The sequence below is a fragment of the Paenibacillus sp. FSL R7-0210 genome, from assembly GCF_038009085.1.
Lineage (GTDB): Bacteria > Bacillota > Bacilli > Paenibacillales > Paenibacillaceae > Paenibacillus_AQ > Paenibacillus_AQ silagei.
Window position 1 is genome coordinate 7,203,990 of sequence record NZ_JBBPAR010000001.1, and the last position, 12,250, is coordinate 7,216,239.

Annotated in this window: 10 protein-coding genes; 7 read left to right on the top strand and 3 right to left on the bottom strand. The window is 55.7% G+C overall.

What is annotated here, in order from left to right:
* Positions 1 to 92: 92 nt before the first annotated feature.
* Entirely contained in the window at positions 93 to 1,520 is a 1,428-nt protein-coding gene (locus tag MKY64_RS30800) for a VanW family protein (protein WP_340957749.1), read from the bottom strand.
* 190 nt (positions 1,521 to 1,710) lie between these two features.
* On the opposite strand from MKY64_RS30800, the gene ftsE reads away from it, so the two are divergent.
* The 5 genes from ftsE (at position 1,711) to MKY64_RS30825 (ending at position 7,777) form a co-directional block, all read left to right on the top strand.
* Complete coding sequence (gene ftsE / locus MKY64_RS30805) at positions 1,711 to 2,397, top strand: cell division ATP-binding protein FtsE (RefSeq protein ID WP_036721184.1); 687 nt, start codon at positions 1,711 to 1,713, stop codon at positions 2,395 to 2,397.
* A complete protein-coding gene (gene ftsX / locus MKY64_RS30810; protein ID WP_036721183.1) occupies positions 2,387 to 3,301 on the top strand; it encodes a permease-like cell division protein FtsX in 915 nt (304 codons plus the stop codon). Before ftsE ends, ftsX begins: the two co-directional genes overlap by 11 nt.
* 43 nt (positions 3,302 to 3,344) lie before the next feature.
* Positions 3,345 to 4,661, top strand: a complete 1,317-nt coding sequence (locus MKY64_RS30815; protein WP_340957752.1) for a murein hydrolase activator EnvC family protein — start codon at positions 3,345 to 3,347, stop codon at positions 4,659 to 4,661.
* Between the two features lie 143 nt (positions 4,662 to 4,804).
* Entirely contained in the window at positions 4,805 to 6,271 is a 1,467-nt protein-coding gene (locus MKY64_RS30820; RefSeq protein ID WP_036721180.1) for a S41 family peptidase, read from the top strand.
* Positions 6,272 to 6,430: 159 nt separating this feature from the next.
* On the top strand, positions 6,431 to 7,777 hold the full coding sequence (locus MKY64_RS30825) for a PDZ domain-containing protein (RefSeq protein WP_340957755.1): 1,347 nt from the start codon (positions 6,431 to 6,433) through the stop codon (positions 7,775 to 7,777).
* 510 nt (positions 7,778 to 8,287) lie between these two features.
* Here the strand turns inward: MKY64_RS30825 and MKY64_RS30830 are convergent.
* Entirely contained in the window at positions 8,288 to 8,950 is a 663-nt protein-coding gene (locus MKY64_RS30830; RefSeq protein ID WP_036721177.1) for a response regulator transcription factor, read from the bottom strand.
* Between the two features lie 476 nt (positions 8,951 to 9,426).
* Complete coding sequence (locus MKY64_RS30835; RefSeq protein ID WP_340957758.1) at positions 9,427 to 10,590, bottom strand: sensor histidine kinase; 1,164 nt, start codon at positions 10,588 to 10,590, stop codon at positions 9,427 to 9,429.
* 194 nt (positions 10,591 to 10,784) lie between these two features.
* Between MKY64_RS30835 and MKY64_RS30840 the strand changes: the two genes are divergently transcribed.
* On the top strand, positions 10,785 to 11,720 hold the full coding sequence (locus MKY64_RS30840; protein ID WP_076080085.1) for an ABC transporter ATP-binding protein: 936 nt from the start codon (positions 10,785 to 10,787) through the stop codon (positions 11,718 to 11,720).
* A 14-nt stretch (positions 11,721 to 11,734) separates the two neighbouring features.
* The gene (locus MKY64_RS30845) at positions 11,735 to 12,199 is read left to right on the top strand and encodes an ABC transporter permease (RefSeq protein ID WP_340957760.1); all 465 of its coding nucleotides are present in this window, start codon (positions 11,735 to 11,737) and stop codon (positions 12,197 to 12,199) included.
* The last annotated feature ends 51 nt before the right edge of the window (positions 12,200 to 12,250 follow it).

Below are 12,250 nucleotides of genomic sequence, written 5' to 3' on the forward strand. Positions count from 1 at the left end.
GTCTAACACTTCATAAAGAGCGGCTGTGCCGACCTTATCATAAGGAGGGCACAGCCGTTTCTGCTTGCTATACATTTTGAGGAAAATGGAAGTTACCGCACCTTCACGCCGTCCTCGACCAGCTGTCTGCGCGGGGATTCGGGCTGATCGGATTTGCTCATCCCGCCGCGGTTGATGGCAATGACACGTTTCTGGGCGTAATAGGTATCGCGGGAGAGCAGATTTCTTTCTACGGCTTTACCATCTACGTGGCGGGTAATGTAAGTTTCAACTACATAGCCGGTTTTGCCGGCAAGCAGTACCCGGGTTCCGCCCTTGGGGAGCGAGGCATCGCTCACATATTTATCTGTAGGGGGCAGCACCTCGACGGTTCTGGATTCAATGGAATAGGTGACGTTCTTCGGGAACGTGCCGAACAGCTTGATGGTCAGCGTGCGCCCCTGGACTTCGGATTTAATGATCAGATATTTGCCGGTGTTGTTACGGAAGCGGAAATTGATATACCCCTCGGCAAAAGTGGCGTCCTGCCCCTTCGGCAGATAGCTGACCGGAAGCGAGTGGTTGCGCCGTTCTACGATCTCCAGCCCGGAGCGCAGCGCGGCATTATACAGGGTGCTGGAGACCTGGCAGATCCCCCCGCCGGTGCCGGGCTGGAGCTTGCCGTTCACGATGACCGGGGCTTCGCGGAAGCCGTATTCGGTCTGGGCCTTCTGGATCGCTTTTCCGTAATCAAAAACCGCATTCGGCGGCAGCACCGTGCCGTTTACAGCTTTGGCGGCCGCCTCCACGTTGAAGCTGCGCCCGGGGCCGCTGGCCCCGAGGGAGGTGCTGAACTGGACGATTTTGCGATCGATGCCCTGATCCTTGAGCGCCTGTAGTGTGATCTTCGGCTGCTTGACGGCAAGGGGAACCTCCAGCTGAATCTGCTGATCCTGAAGTGTGCCGTCAGCGGCCAACCGGGTGGGCACCGCCGCCTGCATCGCAAGCTCCAGCGCCTGCCAGTCCACCTCGTAGGAGGAGGTGCCCGGCGTATAGACGACCCGGTCATCTCCGGTGATCCGCCGGACCGCATCGACCGGAACGCCGAAGGAGGCTTTCTCCCATTCGGGATTCAAAAGACTTCTGAGCTGCGCAGTCTGCAGCTGAATCTCCATATTCCAGCTGCCGGACCAGCTGCGCCGGGCTTGTACCCGCTCCATCAGCGTGCCGTCCGACAGCGTCTTCAGCGCATGGAGGAAGTCCCCGGCTTCATAGGTCACACCTGCCTGCTTAAGGGTAACCTGGAGTCCGGCATTATTTTTTGCCTTCAGCATGAGTGGAGTGGCTTCCAGCGCCTGAAGTCTTGCATCCATTCCGGCCGCTACGTCAGCGATGTTCATTCTGCCAACCTCCCAGCCAGCGATAACGGTGTTTGCAGGTAGGGTAGGTTGGGTCCCGTATAGATGAAGTCCTCCGGCAGCCAGCGAACCGGCCAGCATCAGACCGAAACCCGCGATGAGAGCGGCGTGTATTTTTTTCATAAATAATCTCTCCTTCTATGGGGGCGAAACCTGATGTTTTTATGTATATGTAAGGATTCGGTAAAACTTTCGGGTACTCAAGGGGTTATGGATTTGTTACAATAGATACGCCTGCGATAATCATGCAGTTTATGGAAGCTCCCCCGGCCCGGTGGCCCGGCGGAAGATGTCAGAATCGGGAAGTGAGAAAATGATTGAGATGCAGGATGTATGGAAGACCTATGCTAACGGGACCCATGCATTGCAGGGAATATCGGTCAAAATCGACCGCAATGAGTTCGTCTACATTGTCGGACCGTCCGGCGCAGGGAAATCAACGTTCATGAAATTAATTTATAGAGAAGAAACGCCCACCAAAGGACAGATCTCCGTAGGCGGGTTCAATATCGGCAAGCTGAAGCCCCGTAAGATCCCTTATGTGCGCCGCAATATCGGTGTGGTCTTTCAGGATTTCCGGCTGCTGCCGAAGATGACGGCGTATGAGAATGTGGCTTTTGCGATGGATGTTATTGAGGCGCCGAAGAAGATTATCAAGAAGCGTGTGAATGAAGTGCTCGATCTGGTGGGACTACGCAGCAAGGCGGGGCGTGAGCCCTCACAGCTCTCAGGGGGGGAGCAGCAGCGTATCGCGATTGCCAGAGCCATCGTCAACAATCCTTCCGTTATTATTGCGGACGAGCCTACCGGCAATCTGGACCCGGAGACCTCGTGGGGCATTATGCAGCTGCTGGATGAGATTAATTTTCGCGGTACCACGATCGTTATGGCGACCCACAACCGGGATATTGTGAACAAAATGCGCAAACGGGTGCTAGCGATTGAGAATGGAACGATCGTCAGAGACCAATTGAGAGGGGAATACGGTTATGAGTTTTAAAACCTTCTTGCGGCATTTGCGGGAAGGCTTCAAAAACGTATTCCGCAACGGCTGGATGTCGGTGGCGTCCATCACTTCCATCGTTGTCTCTCTCTTCGTACTCGGAGTGTTCATCCTGCTGGTGCTCAACGTCAATCAAATTGCGGACAAAGCAGACAGCCAGGTGCAGATCAATGTGCATCTGACGCTGAATACGGACCAGAAGATGCGGGAGAAGCTGGAAAACGAAATCGGCAATATGCCGGAAGTCAGCAAGGTGGAGTTCGTCTCCAAAGAACAGGGCTTGAAGGAATTTCGTGAAGATATGGGGCCGGATGCCGCCGAGCTCCTGGAAGGCTTCGATGAAGACAATAATCCGCTGCCGGACAAGCTGCTCGTTGAAGTGATTGAGCCGACCACGGTTCCGTTTGTAGCGGAGAAGATAGAAGCACTGAACAAGACGCATGAAGAGCAGCCGATCTACAAGGTGAACTACGGTAAAGGCTCTGTGGAGACTTTATTCAAGGTGACCAAGGCGGTGCGGAATATCGGGTTTATTTTTGTAGCAGGACTGGCGCTGATGTCGATGTTCCTGATCTCGAATACTATCCGGGTAACGATCCTCGCCCGCCGCAAGGAAATCGGCATTATGAAGCTCGTGGGAGCAACGAATTATTTCATCCGCTGGCCCTTCTTTATCGAAGGTGCTCTGATCGGATTGATTGGTTCAGTGGTAACCTCGGGCGCGCTCTACGCCGGTTACAGCAGTCTGGTGGCTTCCGTGAAGGGAGATCCGATGCTGGGACTGCAGCTGATTCCATTCGAGGATATCTGGTTGCTGCTATGCGGGCTGCTGGTGGGCCTCGGGGTGCTGATTGGCGTATGGGGCAGCACGGTGTCGATCCGCAAGTTCTTGAAGGTATAGCCTGTATTATTCACATTATTGAACAAAGGACGGAGAGTGCAAGTTGAAAAGAATTGCTGCCGGAATGGCCGTAATATTGCTGGCTGTCACAATGTTCGGGCCCTCTGACGGGTATGCGAAGAAAACAAGCGTTGCCGAAATCGATAAGCAGCTGAAGCAGCTGCAGCAGGAGGTCCAGGCGGCCAAGGCGGCGCAGGAGAAGGCGGACTCCCGTAATCAGGAGGCTAAGCACTATAAGAATAAGACCACGCTGAATCTGGACTATGTGCTGGGGCAGATTGCCCAGGTGAAGGGTGAGATGACCACGATATCCGGCAAAATTGCCAGTACGGAGAAGTCGCTTACCGTGACAGCAACGGAGCTGGATGATGCTGAGGCGCGCGTGGCCTCCCGCGAAAAACTGCTGGAATCCCGTGTCCGTCTTATGTACACGGATGGCGCAGTCTCCTATCTGGATGTACTGCTGTCCTCGACCAGCTTCTCTGACTTCCTGGACCGGGCCGATTCCCTGAAGATGATCGTGGATCAGGATCAGGATCTGCTGGTGCAGCATAAGCTGGACAAGCAGACGGTGATTGCCAAGAAGCAGGAGCTGGAAGGGCAATATGCAACAGCGAAGCAGCTGTATACCGATCTGGAAGCCCAGCGCAGTATGCTGAAGGAGAAGGAAGCGGAGAAGCAGGAGCTCATCGCTTATTATGATGAGGAGATTGAGAATTCGGAGGTCATCTCTGCTGAGCAGGATGCCAAGCTGGTAGAGCTGGCCAGCAGCCGCTCTGCGCTGGAAGCGCAGAAGGACAAGATTAAGGCGGAGGAAGCAGCGCGCAGAGCGGCAGCCGCGAAGGCTGAGGCGCAGCGCCGGGCGGCAGTAGCCGCAGCCAAGGCGGCGGAGAAGGCGAAGGCCTCCAAGTCTTCCGGCGGCGACAGCTCCTCCGTTGCGAGCGCAGAAGATTATTCGGGCGGAGACGGTCCTTACCTGCGGCCGGTGGGCTACGCGCGGATCTCTTCTCCTTTTGGCTACCGGACCCATCCGGTGACGCATGAAGTCGGCAAGCTGCATACCGGTATAGACTTTGCCGTGCCGCAGGGTACGAGTATCCATGCGGCGGATTCCGGTACGGTTGTGTTAGCGGAGTGGTATAGCGGTTATGGTTATTGTGTCATTATTGATCATGGCGGCGGGGTATGGACGCTGTACGGACACATCCGCGAGGGCGGCATCAAGGTGAGCCAGGGACAACGGGTGGAGCGCGGACAGACGATCGCCGAATCCGGCTCAACCGGACGTTCCACCGGCCCGCATCTGCATTTTGAAGTGCGGATCAACGGGAAACCGGTGAATCCTATGCCTTATCTGTAAGTGGACTAAGCGGATAAATTATAAGTTTGGCTGAACTGATAAATATATTTTCATGCTGCGGCATATACTGGAAGAGATGCCGTTTCTCATGGAACGGGCCCATGCTGGTGTTAAGATGGACAAGAAGGGACGGTGGGAACATCATGTTAAAGAAAAGCACTGCGGCCTTTATGATTGTCGCGGCACTGCTGTGCGGCAGTCTGCTGACCCTTGGCGTGACCGGTTATGTACAGGTATTCGGACAAGCCGCAGGTGAAGGGCTGGCAACGGTCCTGCAGACTGCCGGACTACAGGAGAAGGAATCGAAGAAGCTGGGTACCGCTCTTAGCCTGATCGAGAGCAATTATTATGAGAAGGTCGACCGGGAGAAGCTGATTGACGGTGCGGTCAACGGAATGATGGAAGCGCTGGGCGACCCGTATTCGAACTACATGGGCAAGGAGACGGCACAGCGGTTCGAGGAGAGCATCGAAGGCTCCTTCTCGGGGATTGGCGCTGAAGTCTCCTCCGACAACGGTAAGGTCGTTGTAGTCTCCCCTATCAAGGGCTCACCGGCAGAGAAGGCTGGTATTCAAGCCAAGGATGTGATCCTCTCCGTTAATGGTGAATCGCTGGAAGGGCTGGAGCTGAATGCGGCTGTAGCCAAAATCCGCGGTCCCAAGGGCAGCAAGGCGACCCTGAAGGTCCAGCGGACCGGAACAGCAGAGCCGCTGCAATTCGTCATCACCCGTGATGATGTCAGACTGGAGACGGTCTATGCGAAGATGGAGAAGGAGCATGTCGGTGTGATCGAGGTTACGCAGTTCTCACAGAACACCTCGGAGCGGTTCAAGGAAGAGCTGACGAAGCTGGAGAAGCAGGGCATGAAGGGACTCGTTATTGATGTCCGCAATGACCCGGGCGGTGTGCTTCCGGTCGTCATTGAGATGGTTGAGCAGTTCGTTCCTTCCGGCAAAGCCATCGTACAGGTGGAGGATAAGAACAAGCGGCGCGAGATCAGTACCTCGAAGGGATCAAGCAAAAAGTATCCGGTAGTCGTGCTGATGAACAAGGGCAGCGCGAGCGCTTCGGAGATCATGGCCGGAGCCCTGCAGCAATCTGCCGGAGCCAAGCTGATCGGGGAGAATTCGTTCGGCAAAGGCACCGTGCAGACCAGCTTCGAGGAGCAGCTCGGTGACGGAAGCTTGCTAAAGATTACGATTGCCAAGTGGCTGACGCCAGACGGCACCTGGATTCACGGCAAGGGCATTAAGCCGGATATCGCCGTAGCCCAGCCGGATTACTTCTCGGTGGCGCCGATTAACAAGAGCGTTACGCTGCAATATAATATGAACAATGCAGATGTCAAAAGTGCGCAGACCATGCTGGATGGGCTAGGCTACAAACCGGGCCGCAAGGACGGCTATTTCGATGCCGGGACCAAAGAAGCGGTCAAGAAATTCCAGAGCGCAGCCAAGCTGAAATCGACAGGCTCGATTGATGCCAAGACCGCGGAAGCGCTGGAGCTGGCGCTGATTAAGGTCATCCAAGATCCGGTGAATGACAATCAGCGGAATAAGGGGATCGAAGAAATTCAGAAGGAAATCAAGGCTGCGGCGTCGAACAAGTAAGAGGGCTGATTTCAGCCTTCTTTTTTTCTTTGAATGGGATATTATCATTTAATTCTGTTTTTAATTGTGGCCCGAATGTATGTGAAAAACAGCATATATTGTGCTGGCGCGCAGATAATCCCTATTTGCTATAGGCTATGAAAAGGAGTGTGCGAACCGTTGAATGTACTCCCGGAGCTGCTGACCAGCTGGGGCACAGCAGTCCTTCATCTGCTGATTCAGCCCTATTACTATATCGCTATTCTATTTATTGCCCTATATTACCGCAGACAGGTGGCCCTGGAGCGGAAGCTTATTCATGTGAAGCTGCATAGCTGGGGACCAGAAACCTGGCGGACCGTGTGGACTGGCGGACTCATGGGACTGGTGGTCTCCCTTGCCGCTGTTGCACTGGGAGTATCAGTGACTTATATGGCTGTTGCCTGTATCTGGGTAGTCAGCCTTATCTTAATGCTGTTTCGGGTGCGTTATTTATGCTTTGCGTATGCCATAGGCGCGCTTGGAATCGTGCAGTTTGTGCTGTCGTTCTTCCCTGGGACGCTGCAGAGCGGAGCCGCCGGAACGGTTGCCGGTGCCGTGCGGGAGATGGACATCCCGGCGCTGCTGGCGCTCGCCGCGCTGCTCCACGTGGCCGAGGCGTTGCTGGCGCGCTGGCAGGGGCCCCGGCTGGCGACGCCGTTGTTCCTTGCCGGCAAGCGCGGCAAGGTGGTGGGAGGCTACCAGCTGCAGGCCTTCTGGCCGCTGCCGCTGTTCGTGCTGATTCCCGCAGGCACGGGAATCGGTGAGCTGCCGTGGCATCCGCTGCTGGGCGGGGGCCTCGGCCTGGTCTCGCTGCCGGTCATCATCGGCTTCAGCGAGATGACCCAGGGCATGCTGCCCGGACGCAAGGCGGCCCGGACGTTCGGACGGCTGCTGATTTACAGCGCCGTCCTGCTCGGCCTCAGCCTGCTTGCGGACCTATGGAGCCCGCTGACGGTTGTCGCGGCGCTCGCGGCCATTCTGATGCACGAAGGGTTAAGCTGGTACAGCGCTCTGGAGGAGCGCAGCCTTAGCCCCATCTTCGTGCATCCCCCGGCCGGCCGCAAGGTGCTGGCCGTGCTGCAGGGCAGCCCCGCGCAGGAGCTGGGCATCCTGCCCGGCGAGATCTTGCTGAAGGTCAACGGGGTCCTGTTGACCAGCGCGGCGCAGCTGCATGAAGCGCTGCGCATGAACCCCGCGTTCTGCAAGCTGGAGGTGCAGAACCGCGAAGGCGAGAGCAAGTATCTGCAGCGCGCGATCTATGCCGGGGACCATCATCAGCTCGGCATCATTCTGGTGCCGGACCCGGACGGGGGCATCACCGCAGAGACCAAGCCGTCCAGTATCTTCAGCATCATCGGGATGCGGACAGGCATCCGGCAGCGGGGAGTGCAGGGCGACCGGCTGGGCCGGGCGAAGAAGACGCCGCCTGCGGAGGTCAAACAGACGCCGCCGGCAGAGGCCAAGCAGGAATCTGCCGGCGTCTGACGGATGATTATCAACGTAATTGGTTCCCCCAGCGGCTGCTGGCGCGGAAGGTTAAAGAGGCCCGTTCTTTCTGAACTAAGTTCAGGGGAATGGGCCTTTTATATTTGATAAGGAAGTGATGTGAGGCACCTGGAATGTATGCGACAAACCGAATACAATGCGCAACCATGGGGGCTTGTGGACCTCATATATGCGAAAAACCGAACGCAATCGGTGCTGCTGCGAAGAGGGGGGCCTATGCTCCGCAACCCGCAACATTGTAGAGAAATCCTGCAAGAAGTGCAGGAATAATGACCAATAGAAGCGGCCGAGGCTGAAATCTTGCATGAAATGCAACAAATCCAACGCTAAGTCGCACTAAGCACCAGAATTCCTGCAAATGATGCAACAATGTACCCGTAGTCCGTAACATTTTTAGAAGAATCCTGCAAAATGTGCAACAATGCGATTCATACAAGCGATCCGTGAGAGGGAACTTTTAGAATTGGCGAGAGATAGCATTTCTGTGGCTCAATGGTTCCCCTGCGTACTCTTCAGATACAGAATCGCAATCTGTGTCCGGTCGCGTACGCCGAGCTTGCTGAGGATGTCGGTAATATAGTTTTTGACGGTGCCTTCGCTCAGGAACAGCTTGGCGGCGATTTCTTTGTTGGTGAGTCCCTCTGCAATGGAGGTGATGACTGCCTGCTCGGACTTGGTCAGGCCATAGGAAGCAAGCGGCTGAGCCTCGGGAGCTTCCTGACGCGCGGATGGCTGGAGGAAGCCCGCCAGCTTGCGGGCAATCTCGGGATGAATGAGCATATTGCCCTCATGTACGGTCTTGATGCCTTGAATGATCCGGTCCGGCGGGATGTTCTTGAGCAGATATCCGCTCGCCCCGGCGCGCAGAGCCTCAATAATATACTCGTCATCATCGAAGGTGGTCAGCATCAGGACGGCTACGGCCGGATAGGCTTCTTTGATCAGCCGTGTGCCTTCCACCCCGTCACATCCCTGCATCCGGATATCCATGAGTACAACATCCGCTCCGCCGGGCAGCTCCCCCAGCAAGGAGAAGGCCTCCCGGCCATTCCCTGCGGTTCCGGCCACCTCGATACCGGCATCCAGCCCGATCAATACCTTCAGGCTCTCGCGGATAAAAGAATCATCGTCAACAATCAATACTCTAATCATGAATCAGCACCTCTTATCTGTGAATATACTCCCGCTGCCCGTCCCCGGCTAAGTTGATGAGTGTGTGGTGTATGATCTCCCGGTTGGCTCCATCTCTTAGTTGGATTTTGAGCACTTGCTGATCAACGAGTGGCCTCTCTGGGGACAACAGTTGGACAAACAACACTTAATTGTTCCCAATCTGCCCCGCAGCAGTAAAATCATCGACAGTAGATGCTGTTTTTCCAACTAATACCCTGGAAACATCAGAAACAGTTAAATTAAGATACGTTTTTCCACTTGCTTCTGCCAGAGAGGGAGCAGTTCCCCCCAGATCCACAAGTTGTTAGCATATAACACCTGTATCTCGATCCGCCTTCCCATCAGTTCCCCGTCAGTTATATGTACGCTATGGCTATAGCCAGCTTCCCACAGCCTCACTCTCACCCTTGCCCCACACTCTCACCCCTGCCCCCACTCACCCCTGCCGCACCTATTCAGCGCAGCACTCCCTCCGGCTGCCGATACACGGGCAGCCGGGTGATGACCGTGAACTGCGGCTGCAGCCGCAGCTCCAGCGTTCCGCCAATCAGGGCGCTGCGTTCGTGCATGCCCTTCAGGCCCATTCCGCCAGTATGGTGCAGCTTGTACAGAGCCTCCTCCTCGGGCAGCTTCCCGTTATTGCCGGTCTCCATCCGCACCTCATGCTCCGTATAGGTGACCTCCACCCATACGGAGCTGGCCTGCCCGTGCCGCAGCGCATTGGTGATGGCCTCCCGGGCATTGGTGTACAGCACAACCTGAAGGCTCGGATAGAGCGGATAAGGAATCCCTTGCACCGTATAGGAGGTGGAAACACCTGTATCGCGGCCCACTTCTTCCAGCAGCCGGTCCAGCGCATAGGCTCCTTCAAGCTGCGGAGCAGGGTTAATCCGCTTCAGCGCCGCACGCATATCGTCCATACTGCCCGAGAGCTGATCCCGGATCTGGTTCATCATCTGGAGTCCCGTTTCCGGTGCGGCAGGGAGGGTGTGGATGGCCGCTTCGGTCATCATCTTGACCCGGATCAGCCGGTGGCCGATGTCATCATGCAGCTGGCGGGCGATCCGCACACGTTCTTCTGCCTGCGCAGCCACCTCTATTTGCGAGGTGAACTGGAGGAGCCTTGCGCGGGCCTCTTCCAGCTCGAAATGCTTTTTGCGCAGCTCATCATAGAGGAATAAGGTATCGGCACGCCCGCGTCCTGTGCGGAGCAGCAGCAGATTCAAGCCGGCACACAGCAGGAAGGTAAGGTTCGTGAACACAAGCACTGCCGGAGCACCATGAAGCAGGGCGGCATTCAGCAGGGCCAGATGAATACAGAAGAAGGGAAGGGCCGTATTCTTGGGCTGCCGCCGGGTATAGGAGATCACCGCAGACAAGGCCGGAAAAACCATCAGAGGCCCGTATTCGTAACAAAGCCAGGCGGTGAGGATCAGCTCCATGCCTCCGGTCAGTGTGGAGAGAGGCCCGGATTGCCTTGCACCCAGTGTGACCAGCAGCATCAGCAGCATGAAATGCAAAGTGAACCAGTCATAGTCCGCGAATTCATAGACTTGAATCGAGAGGATCGCCGGGATTATAAGCAGGCTGTAGCGCAGCAGAATAAGTTCTCTGGTCAAGTAAGCTCATCCTTTTAGATAAAATATCCCTAATCGGTCAACATTCTTCTCAGGTATAACCATCTTAGCATAAGAGTGCTGCCCTTCAGGAGATGACTTTCGTCACCTCTGGATCATGACCTTTAGTACCTTCGGCTGTGTCCGCCCTACTGTACAATAAGAATACGAGAATGAAGGAACAGGGGGCATCGGCAATGGCACTAGCAGTACTGAGCGATGTTGTGAAGAGATATGACGGTAAGCTAATTGTGGATCACGTGAATTTCAATATACAGGAGGGTGAAATCTTCGGCCTGCTGGGCCCGAACGGTGCCGGGAAAAGCACGACCATCAGCATGATCTGCGGGCTGCTTCAAGCCGACAGCGGCGATATTATTATCGACGGGCTGTCTGTACGGGAGCGGCCGCTTGAGGTGAAGAAGCGCATCGGGCTTGTGCCCCAGGAGCTGGCATTATACGAGAATATGACGGCAAGCGATAATGTAAGCTTTTTCGGCAGACTCTATGGGCTGCGCGGACAACTGCTGAAGGAGCGGACCCAAGAAGCGCTGGAGTTCACCGGCCTAAGCGACCGGGCGAGGGATAAACCGTCAACCTTCTCGGGAGGGATGAAAAGACGGCTGAATATCGCCTGTGCCATCATGCACCGGCCGCGCCTGATTATTATGGATGAACCCACGGTCGGCATTGATCCGCAGTCACGCAATCATATTCTGGAATCCGTGAAGGCTTTGAATAAGATGGGGTCGTCGGTGATCTACACCAGCCATTATATGGAGGAGGTCGCTGCGATCTGTGACCGGGTGGCCATTATGGACCAGGGGCATATTATTGCCTGCGGTACGGAGAACGAGCTGCGCGAACGGGTGGCCCACGAGGAGAAAATTGTTGTGAAGGCAGCGGGCATCACCCCTGCCTTAGTGAACGAGCTGGGGCAGCATCCCCGGATCAACCGGGTAGAAGCGGTGCAGGATGCGATAGAGCTGTATCTTCCCTCCTCGCAAAGTGCGCTCCAGGATATTCTGTTTATTTTCTCCAAGCACGAAGGGGTCATTGCCTCCCTGAATATTGAAGAGCCGGATCTGGAGACCTTGTTCCTTAGTCTGACCGGCCGCACCTTGCGGGATTAGAGAGGGGGAGAAACGTGAATACCTGGATTATTATGAAATTTGAGCTGCGCAGACAGCTCCGTTCACGCACGTTGCTGCTCAATATGTTTCTGCTGCCGCTGGTGCTGATCTTCCTCTTGGGCGCTTCGCTCTCCGGGGTGGTCGGGGTACAGGGGGCAGATGAAATCAAGCCTGTACGTGTAGCTATTGTGAATAGCGGAGGCGGAGGGGCAGAGGCATCTGCGATCCTTACGGCTTTTCTGGAGTCGGCTGAGGTGAAGGGGCTCATTATTCCTGTCAAGACAGAGAGCCGTGAAGCTGCGGAGAGCGGGCTGCGTACCAGTAAATATGCCTATGGGGTGATTGTTCCCCCGGGCTTCGACCAGGAGGTGCAGAGCGGTAAGAAAGCGAGCCTGGAGTTCATTCTGGGCAGGAGCCATGACGATAACCGGGTCGCCGGAACAGCCTTCGACAATCTGCTGATGGAGCTGAATTTATAAGCAGGCGGCAGCCGTAACCCTTGGACCACAGGCTCTTACAGCGACTGCGGC